General features: G+C 46.8%; 20 protein-coding genes, 1 pseudogene, 1 riboswitch and 1 other annotated feature. Of the genes and pseudogenes, 13 read left to right on the top strand and 8 right to left on the bottom strand.

Features of this window, described 5'->3' with window-relative positions; all coding sequences use genetic code 11:
• Positions 1-45: 45 nt before the first annotated feature.
• Both ppc and ACXAJH_RS13435 read right to left on the bottom strand, forming a co-directional pair.
• Positions 46-2,805, bottom strand: a complete 2,760-nt coding sequence (gene ppc, locus ACXAJH_RS13440; protein ID WP_474994222.1) for a phosphoenolpyruvate carboxylase — start codon at positions 2,803-2,805, stop codon at positions 46-48.
• A 236-nt stretch (positions 2,806-3,041) separates the two neighbouring features.
• Complete coding sequence (locus tag ACXAJH_RS13435) at positions 3,042-3,557, bottom strand: GNAT family N-acetyltransferase (RefSeq protein WP_474991203.1); 516 nt, start codon at positions 3,555-3,557, stop codon at positions 3,042-3,044.
• A 176-nt stretch (positions 3,558-3,733) separates the two neighbouring features.
• Here ACXAJH_RS13435 and ACXAJH_RS13430 point away from each other — a divergent pair, with 176 nt between their 5' ends.
• The gene (locus ACXAJH_RS13430) at positions 3,734-5,215 is read left to right on the top strand and encodes a Na+/H+ antiporter NhaC family protein (RefSeq protein ID WP_474967528.1); all 1,482 of its coding nucleotides are present in this window, start codon (positions 3,734-3,736) and stop codon (positions 5,213-5,215) included.
• A gap of 283 nt (positions 5,216-5,498) precedes the next feature.
• Here ACXAJH_RS13430 and ACXAJH_RS13425 read toward each other — a convergent pair whose 3' ends face one another.
• A complete protein-coding gene (locus ACXAJH_RS13425) occupies positions 5,499-6,035 on the bottom strand; it encodes a DinB family protein (RefSeq protein ID WP_474994220.1) in 537 nt (178 codons plus the stop codon).
• Positions 6,036-6,167: 132 nt separating this feature from the next.
• On the opposite strand from ACXAJH_RS13425, the gene ACXAJH_RS13420 reads away from it, so the two are divergent.
• The 4 genes from ACXAJH_RS13420 (at position 6,168) to ACXAJH_RS13405 (ending at position 9,900) form a co-directional block, all read left to right on the top strand.
• Positions 6,168-6,860 carry an AIM24 family protein gene (locus ACXAJH_RS13420; RefSeq protein WP_474967530.1) on the top strand — a complete coding sequence of 231 codons (693 nt, stop codon included), beginning with the start codon at positions 6,168-6,170 and terminating at the stop codon, positions 6,858-6,860.
• A 139-nt stretch (positions 6,861-6,999) separates the two neighbouring features.
• A riboswitch (SAM riboswitch) is annotated at positions 7,000-7,120 on the top strand.
• A gap of 122 nt (positions 7,121-7,242) precedes the next feature.
• Entirely contained in the window at positions 7,243-7,716 is a 474-nt protein-coding gene (msrA, locus tag ACXAJH_RS13415) for a peptide-methionine (S)-S-oxide reductase MsrA (protein ID WP_474967531.1), read from the top strand.
• 389 nt (positions 7,717-8,105) lie between these two features.
• Entirely contained in the window at positions 8,106-9,221 is a 1,116-nt protein-coding gene (gene eutH / locus ACXAJH_RS13410) for an ethanolamine utilization protein EutH (RefSeq protein WP_474991204.1), read from the top strand.
• 25 nt (positions 9,222-9,246) lie between these two features.
• A complete protein-coding gene (locus ACXAJH_RS13405; RefSeq protein WP_474994218.1) occupies positions 9,247-9,900 on the top strand; it encodes a peroxiredoxin-like family protein in 654 nt (217 codons plus the stop codon).
• A 40-nt stretch (positions 9,901-9,940) separates the two neighbouring features.
• Here the strand turns inward: ACXAJH_RS13405 and ACXAJH_RS13400 are convergent, their stop codons facing one another.
• The 4 genes from ACXAJH_RS13400 to argS form a co-directional block, all read right to left on the bottom strand.
• On the bottom strand, positions 9,941-10,195 hold the full coding sequence (locus ACXAJH_RS13400; RefSeq protein ID WP_474967534.1) for a DUF4190 domain-containing protein: 255 nt from the start codon (positions 10,193-10,195) through the stop codon (positions 9,941-9,943).
• A gap of 35 nt (positions 10,196-10,230) precedes the next feature.
• Positions 10,231-10,713, bottom strand: a complete 483-nt coding sequence (locus tag ACXAJH_RS13395; protein ID WP_474970351.1) for a ribonuclease H-like YkuK family protein — start codon at positions 10,711-10,713, stop codon at positions 10,231-10,233.
• A gap of 375 nt (positions 10,714-11,088) precedes the next feature.
• Positions 11,089-11,319, bottom strand: a complete 231-nt coding sequence (locus ACXAJH_RS13390) for a hypothetical protein (protein ID WP_474967535.1) — start codon at positions 11,317-11,319, stop codon at positions 11,089-11,091.
• Between the two features lie 75 nt (positions 11,320-11,394).
• Positions 11,395-13,074 carry an arginine--tRNA ligase gene (gene argS, locus ACXAJH_RS13385; RefSeq protein WP_474971976.1) on the bottom strand — a complete coding sequence of 560 codons (1,680 nt, stop codon included), beginning with the start codon at positions 13,072-13,074 and terminating at the stop codon, positions 11,395-11,397.
• A 42-nt stretch (positions 13,075-13,116) separates the two neighbouring features.
• Positions 13,117-13,331, bottom strand: a binding site (T-box leader).
• A gap of 698 nt (positions 13,332-14,029) precedes the next feature.
• Here argS and ACXAJH_RS13380 point away from each other — a divergent pair.
• From ACXAJH_RS13380 to ACXAJH_RS13360, 5 genes and pseudogenes are all read left to right on the top strand, one after another.
• Positions 14,030-14,968 carry a polyprenyl synthetase family protein gene (locus ACXAJH_RS13380; RefSeq protein ID WP_474994216.1) on the top strand — a complete coding sequence of 313 codons (939 nt, stop codon included), beginning with the start codon at positions 14,030-14,032 and terminating at the stop codon, positions 14,966-14,968.
• Positions 14,969-14,999: 31 nt separating this feature from the next.
• Positions 15,000-15,173 (top strand): competence pheromone ComX, encoded by a 174-nt coding sequence (gene comX / locus ACXAJH_RS13375; protein ID WP_474967538.1) that lies wholly within the window; start codon positions 15,000-15,002, stop codon positions 15,171-15,173.
• Positions 15,174-15,243: 70 nt separating this feature from the next.
• Positions 15,244-17,550, top strand: a complete 2,307-nt coding sequence (locus ACXAJH_RS13370) for a sensor histidine kinase (RefSeq protein ID WP_474971974.1) — start codon at positions 15,244-15,246, stop codon at positions 17,548-17,550.
• Positions 17,551-17,591: 41 nt separating this feature from the next.
• A complete protein-coding gene (locus tag ACXAJH_RS13365; protein ID WP_474967540.1) occupies positions 17,592-18,251 on the top strand; it encodes a response regulator transcription factor in 660 nt (219 codons plus the stop codon).
• A gap of 308 nt (positions 18,252-18,559) precedes the next feature.
• Positions 18,560-18,696 (top strand): annotated as a pseudogene (locus ACXAJH_RS13360) (transposase); the annotation flags it as partial.
• A gap of 301 nt (positions 18,697-18,997) precedes the next feature.
• Here the strand turns inward: ACXAJH_RS13360 and ACXAJH_RS13355 are convergent.
• Positions 18,998-20,584, bottom strand: coding sequence for a hypothetical protein (locus ACXAJH_RS13355; protein ID WP_474994214.1), 1,587 nt, complete (start codon positions 20,582-20,584; stop codon positions 18,998-19,000).
• Positions 20,585-21,054: 470 nt separating this feature from the next.
• Here ACXAJH_RS13355 and ACXAJH_RS13350 point away from each other — a divergent pair, with 470 nt between their 5' ends.
• Genes ACXAJH_RS13350 through ACXAJH_RS13340 form a run of 3 tightly spaced genes read left to right on the top strand, consistent with a single transcriptional unit; the run spans position 21,055 to position 25,828 of the window.
• Positions 21,055-23,196, top strand: a complete 2,142-nt coding sequence (locus ACXAJH_RS13350; protein WP_474994212.1) for a hypothetical protein — start codon at positions 21,055-21,057, stop codon at positions 23,194-23,196.
• 15 nt (positions 23,197-23,211) lie between these two features.
• Positions 23,212-24,378: a HEAT repeat domain-containing protein gene (locus ACXAJH_RS13345; protein WP_474994210.1), complete on the top strand. Its 1,167-nt coding sequence runs from the start codon at positions 23,212-23,214 to the stop codon at positions 24,376-24,378.
• Positions 24,379-24,394: 16 nt separating this feature from the next.
• Entirely contained in the window at positions 24,395-25,828 is a 1,434-nt protein-coding gene (locus ACXAJH_RS13340) for a glycosyltransferase family 2 protein (protein ID WP_474967544.1), read from the top strand.
• Positions 25,829-25,841: the final 13 nt, after the last annotated feature.

The raw sequence follows: 25,841 nt of genomic DNA, 5'->3' as shown, positions 1-25,841 counted from the left end.
AACCACATAAAAAAACTGCCGGCGCTTGGCCGGCAGTTTTGTTGATCAACCTGTATTACGAAGTCCTGCAGCGATTCCGCTGATCGTCAGCAGTACTTCTGTTAGAATTTCATCGTTTGGATCTTCTTCCTTGCGGAGCTCTTTAATCAACTCCACCTGCAGGAAGTTCAATGGGTCGACGTAAGGGTTCCTCAGACGGACGGATTCCTTGATCGTCGGCTGATGATTCAACAGTTCATCATCTCCTGTAATCCGGAGGAGGATTTCTTTCGTACGCTCATATTCTTCAACCACTTCATTGAAGATCCGCTTTCCGATCTTTTCATCCTGGACAAGCTCGGTATACTCACGGGCCGTTTGAATGTCGGCTTTCGTCAGGGCCATCTGCAGGTTATTGATGGTAGAACGGAAGAACGGCCAGTTTTCATACATCTGCTGCAATTGGTCAAGTTGCTCGCTGCCTTGATCGGCATAATAAGCGAGACCCGTTCCTGCGGCGTACCAGGCAGGGAGGAGCTGGCGGTTCTGTGTCCAGGCAAAGACCCATGGAATGGCGCGCAGATTTTCAAACTTGGAGCTGTCCTTACGCTTCATTGGCCGTGACCCTATATTCAGGCCGCTGATTTCCTGAAGCGGCGTGGCTTCATTGAAGTACGTAAGAAATTCAGGGTCGCCGAAGACAAGGTCCTGGTATTTTTTAAGAGACACTTCGGAAATTTCTTCGATGGCCTGTTCCCATGTGTCTTCACGGTGGTGGCCCTGCTCCGATTCCTTCGAGACATTGGCTGCGCCTTCCACAAGGGTGGAGGCTGCCTGTTCCAGGCTTCGGTAAGCAATGTCACGTAGCAGATAACGGGAAGAAAGCACTTCTCCTTGTTCGGTGATCTTCACTCCTTCACCCAGGGTTTCAGCAGGTTGTGACAGCAGGCTGCGGTTCAATGGTCCGCCCCCGCGGCCTAATGAGCCTCCGCGGCCATGGAAGAACTTGAGACCGATACCATAATCCTCGGCCATTTCACGGATTTCCTGCTGAGCCTTGTACAAACGCCAGTTGGCCGTGAGTGTTCCACCATCTTTACTGCCGTCGGAATATCCAAGCATAATTTCCTGTGAACTGCCGCGCTTTTTCAAGTGACGGCTGTATATGTCCATATCAAACACAGTTTTAAGAATCTCAGGTCCGGCAACGAGATCGTCCACGGTTTCCAGCAGCGGGGCAACATTGATGTTGCTTTCCACTGTGCCATCGGCGTGAAGTCTGTAAATACCCGCCTCTTTAGCAAGGACAAGAACTTCCAGAAGATCACTTGCGGCTTCTGTATGACTGATCAAGTAAACTTCAATGGAGCGTTTACCGAACTCCAGGTGAGCTTTACGGATCATTTGGAAAACGGTCAGCATCTGCTGGGTGGACTCTGAATAATCCTCGTTCAGCAGGGAAATCGGACGCGGGTCTTTCAATACATCCTGAAGGACGGCCAGCTTCCGCTCTTCAGAGAGAGCTGAATAGTCCTCTTCAATTCCAACCTTACGGAGCAGTTCGGTAACCGCAGCTTCATGCTCCCCGCTGTGATTACGGATGTCCAGAGTAGCGAGATGGAAGCCGAACATTTCCACCTGTCGGATCAACTTTCTCAATTTTTTGAGTTCGCCTCGGTTCGGCTGGTGGGTCTGGGCGCTTTCCTGTATAAGGAGAAGGTCTTCATGCAGTTCGTCTGCATCTTTATAACCAATCTCAGACCGGCCTACTTGACGCAGGCGTTCAAGGATGATGGCAAACTTCCTGCGGTAGATTTCCCGGTCATCCCGCCATCTCTTTTCTTCAGAAAGAAGAGGTTCCTGCTCCTCGATCGATCGTTTCAGAGCGTCGGTCACGGTCACTTGTGTCGAAGAGTGACTGAATCGTTTCATCAGCTCCACAAGGACCTGGTCATATTTTTTCAAAGCAAGACGGCGCTGCTTCTCAAGCGTTTCCCAAGTGATTTCCGGAGTCACGTTCGGGTTTCCGTCACGGTCTCCACCAATCCAGGATCCGAATTTAAGGAAATTCGGTACGTCCCAGTCTTCTCCTGGGAAATGATCTTCCAGACGATTTTCAAGCTCCTGATGAATATCAGGAAGAACATCAAACAACGTCTGGTCGAAGTAGTACAATCCATTCCGTACTTCATCCATGACGGTCGGTTTGCGCTCACGGAGTTCATCCGTCTGCCATAGAACTGTCACTTCGTTCTGGAGGCTGTCCTGAAGATTTTGGCGTTCTCCTTTTGTGAGCTGCGGGTGATCCAGCTTTTGAAGGATTGCAGCAATCCGTTTCTGGATTTCGAGCACAGTTCTCTTGGTTGCTTCCGTCGGGTGTGCGGTAATGATCAATTCAAGGGAAAGGTCGTGGAGCACATCTTGAATCAACTCTTTGGAAAAGTTGTTGTTTTTCAAATTAACCACGGCACTTTCCAATGAAAAAGGCTGTGCCCCATGATCTTCACGGAGTTGATATTCTCTTCTTCTGCGGATTCTGTGGTTCTGCTCAGCGATATTCACAAGATGGAAATAGATGGAGAATGCGCGGATGACCTGCGAGCGCATAGGAGGCTCGAGGCTCTGGATTTCTTGTTTCAGCTGTTTATAAGTATGCTGTTCAGGGTTTTGGCGTAAGTCTTTGGTCAGCTGGCGGATGGTTTCTACTTTATTTAATAACTTTTCACCGCCGTGATGGACAAGAATGTTTCCAAGCATTTGTCCAAGGGAACGGATATCTCTCCTCAGGGGAGTCGTGTGGTCGTTTGTACTGTTAAGCGTTGTCACAATTTCACCTTCCTGTCAGATCTGTAAAATGGATAGTATTGTGCTTCATAATATTATCAGAATTATTTGTATAGTCAAATGTTCAGCAGTACCCTGTGCTTTTATATGGAAGCAGCAAGGGGGAAGGAATGCTTCCGTAAAGTGTGCTGGCCATAGACATGTAAGCGCTACCTTCTACTCTGAGTAAAGAACCTTCTTTTCTATTTTAATTTTTTTTGAAGCAGAAAACAAAGATATCAATGATATGGAAACATCCGCTGATTTTTCCATTCATTTTTGGTGAGGAACATTTCCAGTGTGTGCCAAGGCTGGGTCTCCGTCATTTCCTTATTTTTATCTTGTTCTTTGAATGAGAACCCCGCTTTTTCATATACCCGGAGAGCCGGGGTGTTGAAGGCGAAAACGCCTAAGGTGACGCTCTCCAGATGAAGTCGGTCGAAGGCGTAGGTTGTGATTTCACGCAGCATCCGTGCAGCAACCTTTTTTCCTCTGTGTTCGGGATTCGTTATCACACGACCGATTCTTCCTGTCTTAAGAGGTTCGATCCGGCCGATGGAAATGTGTCCGGCCGGGCTGTCTTCCAACAGAGCTGTGAACGATTGACGGTCCTCCTCATTCAAGTATTTTTCCCACTGGCTCAAGGAGAGGGGGTGCTCAAAACCGGAGCCGCTCCATTGTTTCAGCTCGTCCTTTGACCTGATCCATTGACTGATCGTTTCAAAATCTTCCATCCTTGCCGGCCTTAATTTCATAATATAACTCCTTTATAACCAATGGTCTGTTCAGATACTATTACTGATCAGAGGTTTCTGTGCTTTCCAGATGATATCCTGATCTGCTTTAAAGTGGTAACAATTCAGCTGTTTATATTCCATCATATCAGGTGGTAAACTATACAAGGTTAAGTAATTGTTGAGGAGGGAATCAGATGGCTGATCAAGAGGGAAGAAATGAAGAAGTCATCGATGAAGCCTTAGGAGAAAAAGAAATCAAACGCCTGGAGTTCCATGGCGGGGTATTTGCTGCAACGATTCCTTTGGTTTTCTTTATCATTTGGGCCATTGTCTTAAGTGTGGCAGGTCTTGTTACAGAGCAGGGGCTTGTCTTAGGAATTGTGATTGGAATCGGCCTCGGTCTGTTCTTTACTAAATCGAAATGGTCAGATTATGCGCAGAGTCTGATTACAGGGATGGCTCAGCCGGTAGGGATCGTTTCGATCATTGCCTGGTTCTGGGCCGGCATGTTTGCAAATATGCTGTCTGCCGGAGGACTGGTGGATGGTCTGATCTGGTTCGGCTTCCAAACAGGGCTGGAAGGTGGAGCTTTCGTCGGTATTACGTTTCTGCTCGCCGGCTTATTTTCCACAGCCGTAGGAACTGGATACGGTACGGTAGCCACGTTCGGTGTGCTTATGTATCCAGCTGGTGTCATATTAGGAGCGGATCCGGTGCTGCTTGTTGCAGCGATTTTAAGTGGAGCTGTATTCGGGGATAACCTGGCGCCTGTTTCTGACACAACGATCGTCTCTGCAACGACACAGGAAGCGGATGTCCCTGGAGTTGTCCGTTCCCGTTTTAAATACTCCATGGCGGCTGCTGTTCCGGCAATGATTCTTTTCATTGTTTTCGGCGGCGGTGGGGAACAAGGAAGCCAGCAGGTGATCAATGACCTGCAGAGCCAGGTGTCACCCAACGGTCTGTTGATGCTGGTGCCATTTGTACTCGTTCTTATACTGGCGCTGAGAGGCCAGCATCTTCTGACGTCCTTATCATGGGGGATTCTTGCATCCGTGGCTTTCATATATTTGAGTGGCATATCCTTAAAGGAAGTGCTGTATATTCATTTTAATGAAGCAGGGGACCCTGTGATTGAAGGGGCCCTAATTGATGGAATCAGCGGATATTTCAATATGGCTGTTTTGATCCTGTTCATTCTTGCGGCGGCTTACATGCTTGAAGTAGGAGGGACGATGGAAGTGATTAAGAACTTCTTCCTCCGCATCATCAATGGTGTAGTCCGCAGAGCTGAACTCGCCATCTTTGGTATTGTAGCTTTCTTGAATGCCTTCATCACAATCAACACAGCGGCGGAAATTGCAGCGGCTCCGTTTGTGAGGAAAATCGGGAAGGAATTGAATATTCATCCATACCGGCGGGCCAACTTCCTGGATACAGTGACCTCTTCCCTGGGGTATATTTTCCCTTGGAGTGGTGGTGTCCTGCTTGCCTGGGCCACGGTTCAGGGAGCGGCAGACAAGTATGACTTCCTCCCCGTCGTTTCGCCTGGTGAAGTATTCCCGTATGTGTTCCAAGGATGGCTCCTTCTGCTTGTTATGCTGATCGCAGCATGGACAGGATGGGGGCTCCGTTACACCGGGAAGAACGGCGAAGAAGTGAAGCCTGAAAAGTAAACAGGATCGTCAAAGATAGAAAAAGCGCAGAGATTCGTCTCTGCGCTTTTCAACTGTAGACAAGAGACTTGACTTGCCATCCAGTAGATCTGTAGGTGGTGTGCCTGGTCACGTTCCACTTATCGGCGGATACTTACCGCGGGCACGGCCTCGGTTCACTTGTATAGGAAGACCACCCAGCCAAGTTCCTCCGCAGAAAGGGAGTGGTCTCAGTTCCTGAAGGCCCGATAAAAAGCGGGGAATTTCAAGCCAGAGATTTACCTCTGCGTGTTTTTCTACGGGTTTATAAAGCTTCCACAGTTTCTTTCATTTGATCAAGGTGGCGGAGTTCGTGCCAGCCGATGAATTCAATCCACTGCACCAAGTCCATGTCTCCGAAAGCGGGGTGGGGAAACACACGGTTCTTCAATGTTTCTTCATCTTTGTTATGAATGAGGAATAACGTAGCTTCCCTTGTTTTTTTCAATCCACCCTCGGCTTCTGCAATCGTTTGGAACGTACCTTCAGGCCGGACGGACTCAGGGGCTTCCACCTTGTAGTCCCTTTCCGTCGTCCGGTGGATCGGTTTTTCGGAAGTCTGCTGGATATCTCCCTGCTTTACTGCCTGCTTGATCTGGTAGACGACAAGTTGTTCCATCAGGTACAGGTGCTCCAGAATTTCAAGGACCGACCATTTTCCTTCCCCGGGCTTCCGTGCTGCCATTTCGTCAGAGACGGAATGAGCATACTCCAACAGCTGTTTTCTTTTCTCATCAAGACCATACATAAACAGGTCCTCCTCGTCCTTAGGTTGTTTGAATAGATCAAATAGAATCATCATTCCCCTGCCAGGTGGTGATGAAACCTTTCCTCCATTGTAAACGTAAAACGATAGACAAAGGTTTCATAAATGGTCTAACCCACCCCGGGGTGTGGTATAGAACTATAACCTACATAAAAGGAGGAATCTGTCATGGCAGACTATTCGATTGAGGAGTTTATCAGGGCGACGAAACAGGATGATTCAGAAAATGATTATTTTGAGCTGGAAACCCCGCGTATTCTCGAGGTGAACCTGATGGATCAGGTCTGGGCGAAATCCGGGGCCATGATTTCCTATAATGGGAATATCAAGTTTGAGAGAGAAGGGATTCTGGAGCACGGTGTAGGAAAAATGTTCAAGAAGGCGTTGACGGGAGAAGGCAGTTCGCTGATGAAAGCGACAGGGCGCGGACGTTTGTATCTCGCTGATCAGGGGAAAAAGATTACGATTTTTGACTTGGATAATGAAACCATTACAGTCAACGGTAACGATCTTCTCGCCTTTGAGCCGAGCATCGACTGGGATATCAAGCTGATGAAAAAAGTGGCCGGGATGGTTTCCGGCGGTCTGTTTAACGTGACCTTGAATGGCAGCGGACGTGTGGCTGTCACCTCCCATTACGAACCACTGACATTGCTCGTACGCCCGGGAGAACCGGTTATTACGGATCCTCATGCGACCGTAGCCTGGTCCGGGCATTTGGAGCCGAATTTCAAGACGGATGTAAGCTTTAAAACGTTTATCGGACGGGGAAGCGGGGAATCTATTCAAATGCAGTTCGAAGGAGAAGGTTTTGTCATCGTCCAGCCGTATGAAGAAATTGAAACAACAGGCAGTCAGTAAGACTTTTCTTTTGCGTGGACTGGCATAGTCATGCTAAAGTGTGAATACAATGATGATACAAAAAGAATCATCATTTATCCTTTACTTCGTTACTGAAACGTAGTATATTGATAATCAACATTAAATAAATAACGGAAACTTCTTATCCAGAGAGGCGGAGGGACTGGCCCTTTGATGCCCGGCAACCATCGAATCAATCCACGGATTGACGAGAACGGTGCCAATTCCTGTAGGATGAACACCATCCTAAAAGATGAGAGGATCGTACGGATTGATACGAACCCCTTTTCTTATGTGGATAAGAAAAGGGGTTTTTTGCATATCAGCATACCCGTCATGGCTCTCGATAGAAGTTGCGTTAAAGGAAAGGGAAGATGTAGATATGGCAACAGCAATTTTCGGCGCAGGATGTTTTTGGGGAGTAGAAGCATTTTTTGAGAAATTCGAAGGGGTAACGGCAACAACCGTCGGTTACATCGGGGGACATCTCGAAAACCCTTCCTATGAAGAAGTGAAACAGGGAAATACCGGTCATGCGGAAGCTGTCCGTATCGAATATAATCCTGCTGTCATTACGTATGCCAAACTGGTCAATATCTTTTTTGAAGCTCACGACCCGACACAGGTAAATCGTCAGGGCATTGATGTAGGACATCAATACCGTTCAGTGATCTTCTATACAGATGCAAGCCAGAAGTACATTGCAGAAGAGAAAATCAAAGAATGGAGTGCCAAAGGCATCTTCAAGCGTTCAATCGCTACACAGGTGGAAGAGGCTTCCTCTTTCTTTGAAGCAGAAGAGCATCACCAGAAGTACATTCAAAAACATGGCTCCGCTGCCTGTTCCATCGGCTGATGAAAAGCCCCTCACTGAGGGGCTCAGCTTGTAGAGAAACCCCTGTTTCTTTACAAGCTTTTTTCTTTCTTCCCGCCAGGAGCGAAAGCCCCTTCCCTTTCCACGCAAGTGCGCAACAGCGCAGCCCGTGCCGTTCTTTTGAATCTGAGAACCTGCGTAGGGCACAAACTCTCTCCTCTATATTTTAACGTCGGCACGAGGAGCGTTCGGTGGTGACGCCCGCGGCATGCATCTACCGATAAGCGGAAAGTGGCCCTTCCCACGACTAATGGACAACTTTAACTGGTTAACACAGGATTTTTCTACAGCCAGAGCCCCTCAGTGAGGGGGCTTTTTTTATGGGGGAAAGTTCACTAGAATGGAGGAGATGAAGAGAGGAGGGAGAGGCTGTGTTGAATGATATCATCCTTATGGTCATGTGCGCCTTTATGGTTCTTGGAGCTCTTGATTACTACATATTGAATCACCGCCTTGCCTTAGGATGGCGTTTTTATGAAGCCTTTATGATGATGGGTCCTCTGGCCTTGTCCATGGTGGGGATCATCTCTCTGGCCCCGGTGCTGTCCAGATGGCTCGCGCCGGTCGTCACTCCATTGTTCCAGGCTGCAGGAGCTGATCCTTCGATGTTTGCTTCTATGCTGCTTGCCATTGATATGGGGGCTTATCCTCTGGCGGAATCGCTCGCGGCAGACAAAGAAGCGGCTGTTTTTTCGTGGGCTCTGCTTGGGACGATGATGGGCCCTACGCTTGTGTTTACCATTCCAGTTGCCTTGACCGTTGTAGCAAAAAAAGATCATCCTTTTTTCGCAAAGGGAATTCTTGCAGGAATGGTGACGATTCCAATCGGTTGTTTCATCGGCGGGTGGACAGCCGGCTATGAACCGGGGTGGATGCTTAGAAATCTGCTTCCGGCCATGATTCTATCCCTTTTCATCGCCGCCGGTCTCTGGCTCTTCACAGCCTTGACCATTCGTCTGTTTTCCTATTTCGGCAAAGCGGTCGAAATCATTATTATTTCAGGGCTTGCTCTCATCATTATTGAAACGTTAACAGGTATAACGGTTCTCCCCGGTATGGCTCCGTTATCAGAAGGGATGCTCATCGTGGGTAAAATCACTGTCACACTTGCAGGGGCTTATCCGCTGGTGGCGTTTATCAGCAGGCACGGCGAAAAAGTGCTCACCCGTGCGGGAAGACGTCTCGGGATGAACGCGGTATCGATGACAGGATTCATCGCATCGCTTGCTCATCATTTGCCGATGCTTGCCGTCATGAAGGACATGGACGATAGAGGGAAGACCATCAATGCGGCCTTTGCAGTCAGCGGAGCATTCGTATTCGGAAGCCACTTCGCATTTGTGGCCGGCGTCCAGCCGGACATGATACTTCCGGTGATCGTGGGCAAATTAAGTGCAGGTATTCTTGCTGTGAGTTTAGCCCTGATTCTAACGAGACAAGACGTTTCATTTTATGAAGAAGAAGATTCTTCGTATAATGAAGATTGAAATTGATCATAAAGGAGTTTTTCAAATGACGACAGATATGCGCAGACAATTTGACCAATACATCGAGAAATTCAAACAGAATGCCTCCCAGGAAGTTCAGGACAAAATGAACGACGCCATTAATGAATTGGAAGCCTCTGAAGAGGGGAACGGTCTTTCCAAAGGAGAAAAAGCCCCGGACTTCATCCTTCCAGATGCCAAAGGTGGTCAGGTTCAGCTTTCCGAACAGCTGAAGCAGGGTCCTGCTATCGTAACTTTCTACCGCGGCGGCTGGTGCCCTTACTGCAACATGGAGCTGCGTGCCTATCAGGAAATCATGGATGATATTCATAATGAAGGAGCTCAGCTGATTGCTATCAGCCCGCAGACGCCGGATCAATCCATGACTACTCAGGAGAAAAACGACCTGGAGTATCACGTTTTGAGTGATGTTGGAAACAAAGTTGCTCAGCAGTTCAACCTTGTTTATGAGCTTCCGGATTATCTTGTAGATGTGTATAAGGATAAAGGATTGAATGTAGACAAGCATAATGGAGACGATTCCTGGACGCTTCCAGTATCCGCTACCTACATTATTGATACAGATGGTACGGTTGTATACGAATATACAAAATCTGACTATAAAGACCGTGCAGAACCTTCTGAAGTTCTCCAAGAGCTGAAAAAAGTAAACGCATAAGTCCAAAAAGATGCCCTCCATGGATGTGGAGGGCGTTTTTTTATGAGTGGAAAAATCCGAAAAGGTAGAAGCCGGCTGCCAGCATCAGCAGGACACTGACCTGGATGCAGATGCCAATGATGGAACAGATTTTTCCTGCCGTCGCAAAGTGCCGGCCGTTTTCTTTTTCCTCCTCTTCGCTGCGTAAGAAGGCATTGGCCATCACGATGCCGATGATGCCTGTTATTAATCCGGCGAGAGGGAGGAAGATGGACATGATGCCCAGTACGAGGGATGTCACAGCCTTTTGATACATAGAATGCTCCTCTCCTCCAAACAACCTTAGGGAGGTTATTTGGTATATCGGTTCGCATAGCTGCTGGCGGCGATTGAGTCGGGCTTGATTTTTGGTTCCATCCCAAGGGATTCAATCCTGGCCACCATTTCATTTACATACACTCTTGTCCGGTTCCGGTCACCGGAACCTATATCAATGTGTCCTTCCATTGTAAATGTCGCACCTTTGTAGATGTGAGGGAGGACAATATCAATTAACTCATTTTTCCGTTCTTCTGTAAAAAGGGAGGCAACCCGCTCTGTTAAAGATGTTTCATAGGAAATCCGCTCATGCAGGGTAGTCATTTCCCTGGGGATGACTTCTTTGCGGTAACAGGCCCAGGCCCCTTTTCCTACCCGCTGAATGACGACTCCGGTAATAAACAGCGTGCGGGAAGGGTGGACTTGTGAATCTGTTCCTACCATTAAACGGTAATTCCCGACAGGCTCCCGTTTCATAAATGTTAAAATATGTGAGAACACTTCTGCAAATCCCATTTTTTTATGCGTGAGGTTTTGAAACAAATCGAGCTGGTGCACATGTGCCATCTCCTTTTTTATTTCTAGGCAGTGGAGTGTGGGGGATAAGTGTATTCCCTTTTTTCTCCTTGGGCAATCCTTGATTGTCCTGCCGTGAAACTGTCTCCATCCAAGCAGCTGTGACCATTCTGTTATTAGGATATTCATAGACCTGCTTGAAAGATAACATGTTTTTAAATAGAGTATGTGTGCATTCTGCGCAATTTATGTAAAAAATAGTCAATGTGCAGAGGAAGGGGAGTGAAAGGACTGGATAACCTGGATCCATATCCTGCCCGTTGGAGAAAATGCATGGCACTGGAAAAAGGGCCCTGGTGGTGAGTGAAACAGGCCCTAGAAAATAAAAATCCAGCAAAGAATAATAGTGATCACAAAAGTGATCGCGTAGATCGTGGAGAGTAAAGGAATGCTTCCTTGATCTTTTTTATCGGATTTCAAGTGCTGCAGATCCTCTTCCGGGGTCAGCTGGTTTTCCGACTTGTCCATGTTTTTGGCAATGACAACCGTACTGACCAAAGCGGTAATCGACAAAACAATGATGATGGCATAGTACAAAGGATACATTGAACATCCGCCCCCTGATTAAAGTCTTACCTTCATTATAATAGAAAGCGGGCGGATGTTGGAAATGTTCCTGATTTACATATGTTCCGGCGCAGCCATTCCAAGCAGACGCAGCCCTTCCTTCAGTACGACGGCAAATGCGTAAACGAGCGTCAGGCGTTCCTGTTGGGAAGCGGAGCCGATAATTTTTGATTTGGCATAAAAGTGATTGAATGTTCGGGCAAGGTCCAGCAGGTAACGGGCAATTTTAGAGGGATCATTGGTCGTACAGGCCATTTGAGTCATTTCTGGAAATGCACGGACCGCCTTTACTAATGGCCAGGCTTCAGGGTCGTCAACCGCCGGCTGCGGAGTGTCTGCCGAAAATCCGCCTTTACGTAAAAGCGAGCATGCGCGGGCATGAGTGTACTGCAGATATGGACCGGTATTTCCTTCAAAAGTAAGCATATCCTCGAGAGAAAATTCAATATCATGACGTCGATCCTGCTTTAAATCGTGAAAAATCACGGCTCCAACTCCGACTTGGCGCGCTGTTTCTTCAGGATTCGTGAGGTTGGGATTTTTCTCTTTCATATTCAAGAGTGCCTGCGCTACGGCTTCCTTCAGAGCTTCTTCCAACAAAACCGTCTTCCCTTTTCTCGTAGACATCTTTTTTCCATGCTGCAGAATCATCCCGAACGAGACATGCTCCAATCGGTCTGCCCACTCAAACCCGGCCTTTTTCAATACAAGCTTCATCTGCTGAAAATGAAGGGACTGTTCACTGCCAACAACATACAGACTTTTTTCGAAAGGATAAGACTGATAGCGGTCGATGGCGGCAGCGAGATCACGGGTGGCATACGTAGTGGTGCCGTTGCTTTTACGGATCAGACAAGGGGGCATTGTATCGCCCAGTTGAACCACATCCGCTCCTTCTGATGTTTCCAACAGACCCTTTTCCTCCAAAAGTTTGATGACAGGCTCCATTTTGTCCGTATAATAAGCCTCACCGCGAGTCCAATCAAAATCCACTCCAAGCATTTCATATAACGTGTTGAATTCGTTCAGGGAGGCTTCGCGGAACCAGTTCCAAAGGGTGAGCGCCTCCGGGTCCTGGGATTCCAGCTTCTTGAACCATTCTCTGCCTTCTTCAATGAGGGAAGGTTCTTCCTCGGCAGCTTCGTGAAATGTCACATATAGCTTAGTCAGTTCCTTGATTGGATCAGCTTCGACGACATCTGGATCGCCCCAGCGGGTGTAGGCGGCCAGAAGTTTCCCGAACTGTGTCCCGTAATCTCCGATGTAGTTGACCTTTACGGGAGTATAGCCGCACTTGTCCATGAGATTGGCCAGGGCGTTTCCAATGACGGTGGAGCGGAGGTGACCCATGGAGAAGGGTTTGGCGATGTTCGGAGAGGACATATCTAAGACTACGTTTTTCCCCTCCCCAAAGGTATGGCTGCCATAAGCTTCAGGGTCCTCAAGAACTTGATTCAACGTATGTTCGGTAATGAACGAGCGGTCAAAGAAGATGTTGATATAACCACCCTGGACCTCTACCTGATCAAAAACAGGGTGGTTCAGTCTGGAGGCGATTTCTCCTGCAATGATGACTGGTTTTTTACGCATCGACTTGGCTAGAGCGAAGCAGGGGAAGGAGACATCCCCAAAGGATGCCTTTTTCGGTACCTCCAACATGGACTCCACCCATTCGCGTGGATAATCCTCTCCGAGTATGTGAGATATTTGAAGTGCTGTCATTTGCTTTTCCATTTATGCTCCTCCTTTTCCATATAAAAAGGCCCCGTCTCTAAAAAAAGAGACGAGGCCTGGACTCGCGGTGCCACTCTTATAGCTGAATGTAAATCAGCCGCTTGAATTTGATAACGGGGTGTCCCCGGATCTTCCTACGTGTGTTTCAGAAGACCATCTCCAAAGTCCGGTTCACCGACAGAAGGACATCCGGGCTTCCACCACCCCCGGTTCGCTGTGACCTTCCCGCCGGCTACTCTCTTTGTCATTGATTTTGAATAGTTGAAAAGATTATATCGGATTTCCAGCGACGATGCAATGTTTCATGTAAAAAGGGTCCATGTGGAATGCGGGACGTGATACGCGCCAACGTAAGAAGCCGCGTTTTGTAAAAATACAGTAAATAGGCCTCTATAACGATCGGTTCTGGAATAAATTTCATAAATTTTCACATTTTAAACTGGGTATATAAACCCTTTTAATTCCCATAAATTTATAATGATCCCGTTCATGGAAAATAACGTGTGTAAAAAGGCGCATATGAATGAGAGCGGTTTCTTTTATCCTGTCAGAAAATGAACCATTCGATGGTGTTCAGGCAAGACTGCCTGATAAGTAAAGCCGGCTTATCATTTGTTTATACAAAATATTCATGAATGCTCGAACGTATGGGACAGCGATGTACGTCTGTTGTGCTGTTTAAGGAGTATTTGAAAAACATCTTTCAAGCAGGAATAGGAAACTTTGATTATGACAAAAAGATAACATTTGTATGACAAATCGATAACACTTCTATGTAAGCCTGTGAGAAAGTAAATCCATCACCAACGAGCGGAGGATGTACGCATAGAAAGATGGGGGAGGAATTTTCTATCTAATTACATAATACTTTACTACCTTTTGACGTTTATTCTTGATGTGATAGTGTTGTTTTGCAATCAGATTTCGACACATTTTTTGGAAAGGGAGGTGACGTATGGGAATGATTCCGAGTTATTCACCCGACCGTTTACACAGCATGATGGTTCAAGCGGTGAAGACTCATTTGAACGAAGCCGTCCTTGCCCGGATGGCTGAGCGGTTTATCTCCTATAAGAAAGCAGAAGGGTTTTCCTTTTCGCCGTTGACGCAGCTGCACTTTCATATCCATAGCAGGAAAAAGCATGAAGGGGTGTATGTTCTATCGGCAGCTATCGAGTTTTTAATACTGGCTCTTGATATCCTGGATGATCTTCAGGATGAAGATGCTGGCGATAAACCTTGGAGTCAGGTGTCTTCTGCCTCGTCCATGAATATTTCGACGGGGTTTTTGATGCTGAGCATGCAGCTGATGCATGAGTCCCCTTTTCAAAAAGAAACATCTTCGGATGCTCTTCAGGCCATGCACCAGCAGGTCCTGCAGGCGGTGAATGGTCAGCACGCCGACCTGAATGAATCCGCTTCTACGGAAGAAGAATTTCTAAGGATGATCAGGCGGAAATCCGGTTCGCTGATGGCATGTGCCTGTATGGCCGGAGCAGCTTTTCAAGAGAATGAAGACCTTTCAGGCGTTCGTTTGTATGCGGAGAGTTTTGGAATTGCGGCTCAGTTAGTGAATGACCTGCAGGACATTGTGCGTTTCGATGCTAAAAATGATCTCATTAACAAGAAGTGGACCCTCCCTGTATTTCTGCTCCTGCGGGAAAGCAGTGAGGAAGCCGGCTGGATACGTGATTACTATGAAGGCCGTGTCGATCAATCGTTTATCACAGATAGAAAGCAGCCGTTGTTTGAGTGGGTATCCCGGTCCCCTGTCAAACCATATATCCAGGTGCTGATCCGGAAATATCAACGGCAGGCGTTACGGGAGCTGGACGTGTTTCAGGCAGGGCAGGCTTGGAAGGAACAAATGAGGAAGAGGATTGAAGATTTATAAAAGATGGATCTTGCATAAGGAGGAAACAATCATGCTATTTGAATTGGTTCAGAAGATTGTACAAAATCCAGCGCTTATGAATGCTGTGAAAGAGGGAAAAGCCGACCTTCCGGGTGTTTCTGAAGTGGAAAAGGAAGCCCTTATTGATGTGTTCGCATCCGAAGACCTTCAGGGCATAGAGTGGAGAATGTGTTACTGGAAGTAATCCATGATAGAGATCCTGAAAGCCAGAGATACTCTGGCTTTTTTGACGTTATAAAAGAAAGGGAATGGAAATGGCTCGAATAAAAAGTAAGAGATTTATCTTTTATTTTAGTTTTATCTTTGTTGTTGCTCTTTATTTAATTTTCGTAACGATGACGAAAACATATGTAGGTATCGATGTCAGTGAGAATAAAGAAAGATCCTTGATCGTGACGAAAGTGGATTCGATTGGCTGGGCTGCTCACCGGAAAATAAAAGAGGGAGATCGTGTTATTGAAGTCAATCACCAGGAGGCAGCCAGGTATCACTCCATTCAAAATTACGGGGTGATCGGTAACCTTAACCAGATGAAGGTCATGAGAGCAGGAACCGAGTTGGAATATAAGGTCCAAAACCCGATGAACTATAATACGCTGCTTTATCATACCATACTGCCGACGGTTGTATTTTTCGTTTTATTTTCGTTTTCATTACAAGTCTATGTAAAAAAACGGGGGGACCCGGTTGCGTTTTATTTGATCGCCTTTCTTCTGGCTGTTGGTATTGGGTATTTAAGTGCAGGCGCTTCTGCGAGAACGGATACTCTTGCGAGGATCATCAACAGTTTCAGCTTGATGATGGTTCCTGTGCTGTTTCTGCATTTTCATTATCAATATTTCTTGAAATACGAGATTCATCTGATTAAAAAGCGCCTATTGGCTGCGGTCTATTCCATTAATCTGGTTGTCGTTCTTATGGATATCATATCTATTTTCTGGATGTCTCTGGGGCATTATGAAGTGATCCGCAATACGCAGCTGATTCTTTTTTCCATGGAGATTCTTATCGGTTTGAGTGTTCTCCTGTATTCTTATCTGACCTTTCGGAAAACCATACATAAGTCGATTTTTCAAAATGCGATTTTCGGAATCATCGTCTCGTTTTTTCCTTTTATCTTCTTGACGGCGCTGCCTAATGCAGTTGTCGGCGTTGAACTGATTCCTGCGCCTGTAACCGCGGTATTCCTCATCTTTCTGCCGATCTTTTTTCTTTATCTCGTGCTGACGGATCGGATATTTGATATTGACTTTATTAACAGCCGTTTGCGGTACTATGCGGTCATTTCTTTCCTGTTGACGGCTGTGGTTATGATTCTGCTCGTTTTCTTTACGAATCTGGATGACCTGCAGTGGATCAGACTGGGGATTCTAACCTACGGACTCTTGATTTTGTTTTTCTATTTTGAAGAAAAGTTTTCTCTTCGTTCCAAATGGTTTGGAGATAAGTTTAACTATCAGCTGAGTCTTGATCGGTTTTCCTATGATGTAGCAAAAATATTAAAAAAAGAAGAGCTGGATGACCGGCTGCTCCGTGAAATCAAAGAGGTGCTTCCAGTAGAGCATGCCTGCCTGTTCTCCTATGACAAAATAGAAAATGAGATGAACCTCATTGCGGGAGATGAATCCATCCCCTACCCATTGATTCAGACGTATATCTCCTATAAAGGAACGTCGTTGTCCATAGGAATGCCGTTTCTATTAGAAGATGGATTAGGGTATGTGCTTAGTGAAAAGCATGATACGGTCGATATATTATGGATTGAACAAAAAGTCAACCGGACACCGTTCAACCAGGATGAGCAGCGTTGGCTGAAAACCATCGTCCAATATACAAGCATCGTATATGAAAATTTTCAATTGATTGAAGGAGTGACCGAAGATTTAAAAAGTTCGATCCAGGATGAACGACGTGTACCTTCGTGGATGCTTCGGTTCATGTTTAAGCTTTCAGAAGAGGAAAGAGCAAGACTTTCCGCCGACCTGCATGATTCTGCTCTTCAGGAACAGCTGGTGTGGTATCGGAAAGTAGAAGAAATAGCCGCCTTGGATCATTTGGATCGTCATGTAAAAGATGAACTCTCTGACGTACAGGAAGGTTTGCTGGGGGTTGTCAGTCAGATTAGGGAAACGTGCACCTTTCTCCGTCCTCCTTTTCTTAAGGAAACGGGTTTTGTGGAAGCATTATCCTACTTGATTGACCATTATCGTCAGCGGGAGGACTTTCATATTGACTATCGATATAATCATTTCACAGCTGATCTTGGGGATGAACAAGCTCTCACGCTTTATCGCATTGCGCAGGAACTGTTGAATAATGCGTCCAAGCATTCGAAGGCGGAATTAATTGAATTTGAACTGAAGAATGATGGAGATATGGTAATGCTATCCTATAAGGATGATGGAGTGGGCGTTCAGAATAATCAACAGAAGCCGTCAACAAAAAGCATGGGCTTAACGGGAATCAGACAGAGAGTCAACAGCCTCGGAGGGAGTATGGAATTCTTTTCACAGGAAGGATCAGGCGTTGAAGCCGCCATCTTAATTCAGGCGGAGGGATGAAGGAAACGATTGGAAAAAGGTTGGAGAAGAGGAGAGGTTTGATGGTTTCGATATTATTGGTGGATGATCATCCGGCTATTGGTGAAGGGTCCAAATTAATCATTGAAAGAGAGAGTGATATGGTTGTAACCATTGCAGACAGTCCTGGGAAAGCTTTGGAAATCTTAAGGGAGCAGAGCTTTTCAATTCTGCTGTTCGATCTGCGTATGAAAGGGATGAATGGCATTGAGCTGACCAAACATGTACGGGCTGAAGGACATACTTCGCCGGTACTCATCTATACAGGTCACGATGTAGGTCCTTATTTCAATACATTAGTGGAGTCTGGAGCTTCGGGGTTCATCAGCAAGACGGCTCCGCGGGAAGAATTGATTGAAGCGATCCGTTACGGGGTGAAGGGGAAAGCAATCGTTCCCGTCTCCCTTCTCGAACAACTAAGAAAAAATGAGGTCCGTGTTGAAGAAATGCCTGAACATGAGCTGCCGGATCGTGACGTTTCCGTTACGTCCAAAGAACAGGAAATCCTCAAAGAGGTTGCCAAGGGGAAAAGCAACAGGGAAATCGCTCAGATTTATTTTAAGAGTCCACGAACGATTGAATACAACTTAACGGAAATCTTCAAAAAACTGCAGGTAAAGACAAGAGCGGAAGCTGTGTTGAAATCCAAGCAGTGGGGGATTATCACGGATGATATGGATTGAATCAGCTCAAGAAGCGTCATCTATAAACCTATGGGCGTAGTTTAGGGGGGATCTTCTATATATAGAAGATCCCTCTTTGGCTGTAGAAAAAGCCTGTGTTTACCAGTTAGAGTTGTCCATTTGTTGTATGAAGGGTCACTTTCCGCTTATCGGTAAATGAATGCCGCGGGTACGCCCTCCGCTGACTTGGTCAGGGAGGCCGCCTGCCCAAGTGGTTCTTCAGCCCCTGCTGTTCCCGCATCCTTCACCAATGAAAGCTCCTCGTGCCGGGTTAGAATAGGTAGGAGAGAGGGTGTGCCCTAAGCAGGTTTGCAGATTCAAAAGAACGGCACGGGCTGCGTTATTGTCGCTTGCGCGGAAAAAGAATGTACGCGAACAAGCGTTACTGACGGCGGCCTGCCAAAACATGAAAAAGACTGCCCTTCACCTATCCAGGGTGAGATAGGTGAAGGAGAGTCTTTTTCGGTGAAGGGCGGGCGAATACCAGGAGACTCCTGCGGAAAAACGGGCGACCCGAGACCCCGCAGTGTGGGTTTTCACGAGGAGGCTCGGGCGTTCGTCCGCGGAAAGCGAGTGGTATTCGCCCGCACGAACTGCACAAAAAAAGCTTGCAGAAGAACACGGGGGTTCTCTACAAGCTGGGGGATCTTCTATTACATAGAAGATCCCCCTTTTATTTTTCACAGCCTGTCTTTTTTCCCGAGGTCGCTTAGATGCTCGGACGAATCTTCAACTGCATCCTTCACTTATTCTTTGGCATCGTCCCAATATCGATAGGCATGGACAGTATAGCCCTGGTAGGAGGAATAGGAACGGAATGCCTCATCAACGAGGGAAAGCTGATTCTCCATGACCTCTTTTCCTTCCTCATAGAACGAAATATGTGGGTGGGAAGGATTTTCTTTGATTTCTACGGAAATAAGAAGATCTTTTCCAAGCTCTTCAGAAAAATTGACTTCATTCTCAGCAGCTGGAATGATGCCCTCTGCTTGATCACGGAAGGCCATAACTGAGGTGTGATCCATCAATTCGATTACCCATTCATTAAAAGGCGTTTCCGGGGATCCCGGGGTTTCTATATCATCAAACCACATGGCCATGTCCATACTGGCCTCCAAGTCCGAGTCTTCTTTTGTTTCTTGTACAAAGCGTTCCAAGTTGCCCATCCATTGTTTCAATACAGATGCCTGATCTGTGGACCATGATGGTTCTACATAAGGCTCGATATCCAGGTGGATGCCATCAAAGGACTGGTTTTCGTTTACCTCCTGATTGTAGGATTTCACATAATCCACAAGTTTTAAAATCCGGTGTTCTTCTTCCTTCAAGGCCCAGGAAGGGTGTCCACCCATGGCATGTACTTCGATTCCGGCTGCATCCGCGGCTTCCACGAAGTGGGAATAGGCGCTGTAGGGCTGGGATAGATCCAGACGTGTATAGAGCAGATTAATATTGTTTTCTTTTGCGAAATCCAGGATTTTATCTTTTTCATTGATAAGGGTTTCCGCTTCCCATACGTATGTTCCTCGCTTCTGTTCTTTTTCCATGTCCTCTTCGGAAGGTGTTTCCTCCTGCTGTTTTAGATTCGCATAATCATCGATGGCATAACCCGCATAGGAACTGTGCTCCCCAAGGTGTTTATCTATCAGATCGAGGTGCATATGCATACTCTCCGGTCCCTCTTCATAAAAGGTCGTCCAATTCCTCCCTGTTTCTGCTGTCGTTATGCCGATGAGGATCTGTCGTCCTGCCTGGTCTGCGGCCTCTAATTCATTCTCGGTCAAGGCTTCGATTCCATTGGTCGTTTCCAGCGTATCCCGGAAGGCAAGAATGGTCGTATGGTCAAATTGTTGAATCACCCATTCATGAAAAGGAACGTCAGACTGTCCGGGTGTTTCCATTTCATCCAACCAAAAAGGGATGGAATGACTGATTTCAAGTGCCCTGTCTTCCGGGACCGATTGAATCCCTGCTGTGATATTCGCTTTCCATTCACGAAGGACCCGGGGCTGGTCGTCATACCATTCCTCCAAGTATTGGGGCTGGACTTTGAAATGAATACCAGCAAACTGCTGGTCCGATGAGACGGATTGGTTGTATTCCATTACCTCATCCACAAAAGCATCATATCTCCCCTGATTTTCCCCCAGGGCCCATGAAGGTTCTCCGCCAAGGGCATGGACCTCGATCCCTTTGCTGTCTGCTTCCTGAATGAAGTCTGCCGTTACCTGTGGATCCTCTTCTATTCCTTTCAGATATAAAACATTGATGCTGTTCTGCCCGGCGGTCTCCAGAATGGATTCTTGTTCTTCGCCTAGTTCCGTTTTTTCCACCCACATGGCCCTCTTGTATTCTTCTGACTCTGAAAAGCCAAAGAGAGGGAGCGAGAGAGCGGTGAGCATTAAAGATAGACATAGGATTCGATTCATTGTTTACCTCCAAGTGTGTAAGTGATGAGTTTTTAACCAGATTTCTGCCAAACGTACCCTTCTGTTTCTTTCTCTTTATCCGGGGGTCCCGCAACTGATGAACCAGGTATTTTTGAAAGCGGTTCATCTATCCCCGCTTCTGAATCCGAAGCCCGACCCCCTGATAAAAAGGGCGCGGATTTTGTCGGATTTTTGCGGAGGGTGCCGAAATAGAAATTCGCTGTTCCGAAACTGGGTTTTCGATGAAGTGTCCGGACCCCCGTGTTAGCGTTATAAACGTAGCGAGGCAATACACTAACAATCTAAACGCTCTACATTAAGTTTGCAACACTAAAAAAAATTTCCCTAAAGCAAAATTTGAAGGAGGGGGATAAATGAGATGGAAGGGGAAAGGGCTCGCTGTTCTCTTTTTTATAACAGTGGCTGGCAGTTGGTTTTTAGTGGGATCAACAAAGATGACGGAAAGCGAACAGCTCCAAAATGGGAGCCAGCTGACATTTCGTACGCAGGGCGAGCAATTCGAAGTCTATCAGGATGAAAGCTGGTCACCGCTTTTTATTAAAGGGATAAATATGGGAGCCACTTTGCCCGGCCATTTCCCGGGAGAACTTCCCATTTCTAAAGACGACTACCTCCGCTGGTTTGAAATGATTGATGAAATGGGAGTGAACACGATTCGGATTTATACGATCCATCCTCCTGTTTTCTACGAAGCGCTGGTGGAATACAACGAAGATACCCAAGGGGATCCTCTTTATTTCATGCAGGGGGTCTGGTCTCCGGTGAATATCATGGATGACACGGGAGATGCTTTATCCAACCGTGTGCTGCAGGCTTTTAAGCAAGAGATTGATCATGCTGCAGGAGCGGTTTATGGAGACATCCGGATACCTGAGCAGGATGGGAAAGCAAGCGGGAACTATACGGCGGATGCCGGCCCTTATTTGGCTGCCTGGCATATTGGAACGGAATGGAATCCTGATCTTGTTCAACAGACTAATGATAAACACAGCGATGATCCAGCTTTCAGTGGCACATATTTTGGAACCACCGAAGATGCCTCCCCCTTTGAAAGCTGGTTAGCTGAACTTTTGGATTACACAGCAGAGCAGGAAAGTGAAAGAGGGTGGCAGCATCCGATGACCTTTACCAATTGGATGACAACCGATCCTCTGGAGCATCCGCAGGAACCCCAGAAAAGAGAGGATATGGTGAGTGTCGATCCCACACATATTGAGGAAACGAACTGGGCTGCCGGCTATTTTGCTTCGTATCACGCTTACCCGTACTATCCGGACTTTTTAAGGTTCACCGATGAGTACGATGACGTAAAAAATGAAGATGGAAAGGTAGATACATACCTCGGATACTTGAAAGATTTGAAAGATTATCATGAAGGACTGCCTGTCATGATCAGTGAATTCGGAGTTCCTTCATCCAGAGGAAGTGCTCACAATGGTCCTTTAGGCCGGGATCAGGGCGGACATAGTGAACAAGAGCAGGGAAAACATGCTGTCGATCAGCTTCACCATATATACATCGAGGAATTCTCGGGGGCTCTGCTTTTCACCTGGCAGGATGAGTGGTTTAAGAAAACGTGGAATGCCATGCCTTTGAGTACAGATCACAGGGAGGCGTTCTGGTATAACACGTTATCTGCTGAACAATCCTACGGTGTTTTAGGCATGTACCCGGAAAAAGCTGATGATGTGGAGATTGATGGTGATCTCAAGGATTGGAAGGAACTGGAGAAGGAAGACGTGGAGAAAATCCCTGCACCGCTCACTGATTTGAATGTGACCCATGACGAAGGGTATGTGTACATTTCCGCGCGATTACCAGAGGACATCGACTTGGAGAAGCAGTCTGTTTATGTCGGTGTCGATAGTGTGGAGGGAGGAACAGATCCTCCTCAACACCTCCACGGCATCCAACTGGAAGAAGGACTGGAGACGATGATACGTCTCAGTGCATGGGAAAAAAGTGAAGTGTTGATCGAATCCACCTATGATTTCCATACGCGTCTCTATGAAGAAGCTTCCGGCAGCGGTCAGGAGGGAACCTTCCAACCTTGGAAAATGGCTGTCAGTCTACCATTGAGGCATCCTTTGACAAAAGAGGAAATTCCATTTGAAGCCGTAGAGGTGGGACAGATGGACCGCGCTTCCCTTGTGAATCAGGCAGAGGCCGACTGGGAAATCAAAGGCCGTGTGCTGGAGATGAAAATCCCCTGGGGACTGTTAGGGTTCTCAGATCCGAGTACAAAAAAGGCGGTCGGTTATCCTTCTTCTGAGCAGATGGAAGGGGATCTTCCTAAAGAGACGGTGGATGGCATCCGCCTCCTCCCCTGGATCTATGATAAAGAATCAGAGGAAATCCGTGGGTTAAGCAGCTCAGTTTCTACAGAGCCGTATCCGATCTACGAATGGAAGGAATGGCAGGAAACAGCGTATGAAGAAAAAAGAAAGGCGAGCTATTACATGATGAAAGAAGCCTTACAGGGATTGGAACAATAAGGAAGGAGGTTCTCCATGTATATCAACGTTCAAATCGCTTACTACATGATTGGGGTTTTACTCATTCTCATGACCGCATTCATTATGGCGACGTTAAGTTTGAAATGGAATAAAAAACGTGTAGAAAAGCGGAGAGCGCAATGTCTGGTTCGACATAAAGATTATCTGGAATATGTACAAATGCACTTAGGAGAAGAAGACCGGTTAAGACCCCCCGGCGGCTCTCTGACAACCTTTGAACGACGAGTGCTGCAGAGCGAGCTTGTCCAATGGATCAATCAGCTGGATGGGATTTACCGGCAGCGGCTGTTAAGGCTGTGCGGGGATCTCGGGCTGGTCGAACACAATTTAAAGCGGTTGGGCAGTCATCGGCCGCTTGTCCGGTTGGATGCCGCGTATCACCTTGGAGCATTGAGGGCACCTGAAGCCACATCCTCTCTGCTTTCCCTGCTGTATAAGAAGCGTGTGGATTCTTCCTCCTTCATCTATGCACGGGCGGCTGCCCAAACGGCCACACAGTTAAGTGAGATGGGCGATCTGCTCCGTTTCCTTATTGAGAATGGGAAGCAGGATGTTCATTTGACAGCAGACATCACAAAGGAATCTGAACTTGATTTAACACAGTTATTTATCACATTCCTGCATGAAAAGAATCCCAAATATGTGAAGCTCGGGCTTATTGGTCTTCAGAACAGCGTGAAGGCTGATCTGCCTGACCGTATTCAGGAACTGACGAAATCGGATGATCGTGACATTCGTATGAACGCAGCTAAACTGCTGATTTCCTCGGTTGACTTATCTGAAGAGGATGTTCAATTTTATCTTGCTTTCCCGGACTGGGAGGTCCGCAGACTTTTTGCTGAATGGATTGGGAGATCTGGTCTCATTCAATACATTCCCTTGTTATCCACCCGGCTGGAAGATGTAAACTGGATGGTCGCTCGTGCGAGTGCAGCGAGTCTAGTCCGTATGGGAGACGAAGGGTTTGAGGCCCTGTGCCAATTGGCTGTTGGAGATGGAAGTGAGCATGGAAGGGCCGTGGCCATGGAATTCATCGAAGAAAATTTGAAGCAGTCAACCTCCCCATCTTCCCATGTCGAGGATATCATGAGTCACAACCATAAAGAGTTTCTGTACAAGAAGTATTTTGAAAATCACCAGACATTAACAAACGTCATGTAAGGAAGGAGGATGAAGAATGAGAGAGATCCTGCTGTTCTATGGAATTTTTGCCATGTATTACGTAGTTACGATCAACACCATTTACTTCGGAATTATCTTATTTTCCTTCCGGAGAATACTAGGAATTATGAAGGAAACCTTCTACTCAAAGTATGAGGCCCTGTCCGGATCCAAACATGTCCCGCCCATATCCATCCTTGTTCCAGCTTTCAATGAAGAGCTGACTATCAAGGAAAATGTCAGATCCCTGCTGGCCCTCCATTACCCGGAGTTTGAAGTGATTGTGGTGAATGACGGATCGGGAGACAAAACCCTCGATACCTTAATCGAGGAGTTCCAATTAAAATATCATCCCCCGAATATGATCAAAGATACGATTGCTACAGCTGAGGTCAAAGGGGTTTACTACAATCCGGATTATCCAACTCTCTATCTTGTAGATAAAGAGAATGGTGGAAAAGCAGATTCCCTGAATGCCGGCATTAACTTATCGAATTACTCACTGATCTCATCGATCGATGCGGATTCTTTACTCGAAGAAGATGCGCTGATCCGGATTGCCAGAAAGTATATGGAAAATCCTGAGGAGAATGTGGCGATTGGTGGGAACGTGCGGATTGCCAACGGCTGCCGTATCCAAAACGGGATGGTGAAGCAGGTCAATCTTCCGAAAAAATTACTGCCGATGTTCCAGACCGTAGAGTACTTAAAAGCGTTTCTAGGCGGACGGATCGGCTGGAGTGACGTCAATGGACTGATTATCGTTTCCGGTGCTTTCGGTGTCTTTAAGAAAGAATACGTTGTAAAAGTCGGAGGCTACCGCGGGGGTTACCCTGGGGAGGATATGAACATTATCATTAAGCTTCACCGCTACATGCTGGATCACAAGCTTCCCTACAAAATCGATTTTTGTCCGGATGCAGTCTGTTGGACGCAGGCTCCCGACACGTTCAAGATTCTCGGCAGTCAGCGTAAACGCTGGGGCCGTGGAAATTTGAAAAATATGATTGAAGAAGGGCGCTTCATGTTCCTGCGTCCGAAATACAAGATCATGGGTATGTTAACGATCCCATATAACATTATTTTTGAAACTTTGAGCCCTTATTTCCGAATTACAGGTTTTCTCGCCATTCTCGGTTACAGCTTCATGGACATGACCGGATGGAAGCTCATGGGAATCTTCATGCTGATTAATGTTCTGTACGGAACACTGCTTGGCTTAGGTTCGCTGCTTTTGGAGGAAATGGCCTTTCAGCGCTACCCGAGAGTCCGCGATTATTTCAAGATGATTTTGTACACGGTTTTGATGTTCTTCGGATACCGTCAGCTGGGGATTTTATGGAGGTTCCTCGGTCACATCGACTTTATGCGGAAAAACAACTCCTGGGGAACGATGGTACGAACCAGTTGGAATGAAGACGAAGACGAAGACAAGGAAAAGGCCGCATAACCGAACGAAAAAA

It is taken from the genome of Halobacillus sp. ABD4_316 (assembly GCF_056161385.1).
Note: the sequence above shows the minus strand (reverse complement) of the source record. Positions and strands in the feature narration are given on the sequence as shown.

Coding starts and splice junctions, on each gene's coding strand:
- ACXAJH_RS13405 (WP_474994218.1), top strand. CDS start 9,247: ATGACGACAGATATGCGCAGACAATTTGACCAATACATCGAGAAATTC.
- ACXAJH_RS13420 (WP_474967530.1), top strand. CDS start 6,168: ATGGCAGACTATTCGATTGAGGAGTTTATCAGGGCGACGAAACAGGAT.
- ACXAJH_RS13350 (WP_474994212.1), top strand. CDS start 21,055: ATGAGATGGAAGGGGAAAGGGCTCGCTGTTCTCTTTTTTATAACAGTG.
- ACXAJH_RS13345 (WP_474994210.1), top strand. CDS start 23,212: ATGTATATCAACGTTCAAATCGCTTACTACATGATTGGGGTTTTACTC.
- ACXAJH_RS13365 (WP_474967540.1), top strand. CDS start 17,592: ATGGTTTCGATATTATTGGTGGATGATCATCCGGCTATTGGTGAAGGG.
- ACXAJH_RS13370 (WP_474971974.1), top strand. CDS start 15,244: ATGGCTCGAATAAAAAGTAAGAGATTTATCTTTTATTTTAGTTTTATC.
- ACXAJH_RS13430 (WP_474967528.1), top strand. CDS start 3,734: ATGGCTGATCAAGAGGGAAGAAATGAAGAAGTCATCGATGAAGCCTTA.
- ACXAJH_RS13435 (WP_474991203.1), bottom strand. CDS start 3,557: ATGAAATTAAGGCCGGCAAGGATGGAAGATTTTGAAACGATCAGTCAA.
- msrA (WP_474967531.1), top strand. CDS start 7,243: ATGGCAACAGCAATTTTCGGCGCAGGATGTTTTTGGGGAGTAGAAGCA.
- comX (WP_474967538.1), top strand. CDS start 15,000: ATGCTATTTGAATTGGTTCAGAAGATTGTACAAAATCCAGCGCTTATG.
- ACXAJH_RS13340 (WP_474967544.1), top strand. CDS start 24,395: ATGAGAGAGATCCTGCTGTTCTATGGAATTTTTGCCATGTATTACGTA.
- ACXAJH_RS13400 (WP_474967534.1), bottom strand. CDS start 10,195: ATGTATCAAAAGGCTGTGACATCCCTCGTACTGGGCATCATGTCCATC.
- ACXAJH_RS13395 (WP_474970351.1), bottom strand. CDS start 10,713: ATGGGATTTGCAGAAGTGTTCTCACATATTTTAACATTTATGAAACGG.
- ACXAJH_RS13390 (WP_474967535.1), bottom strand. CDS start 11,319: ATGTATCCTTTGTACTATGCCATCATCATTGTTTTGTCGATTACCGCT.
- ACXAJH_RS13425 (WP_474994220.1), bottom strand. CDS start 6,035: ATGATGATTCTATTTGATCTATTCAAACAACCTAAGGACGAGGAGGAC.
- ACXAJH_RS13380 (WP_474994216.1), top strand. CDS start 14,030: ATGGGAATGATTCCGAGTTATTCACCCGACCGTTTACACAGCATGATG.
- argS (WP_474971976.1), bottom strand. CDS start 13,074: ATGGAAAAGCAAATGACAGCACTTCAAATATCTCACATACTCGGAGAG.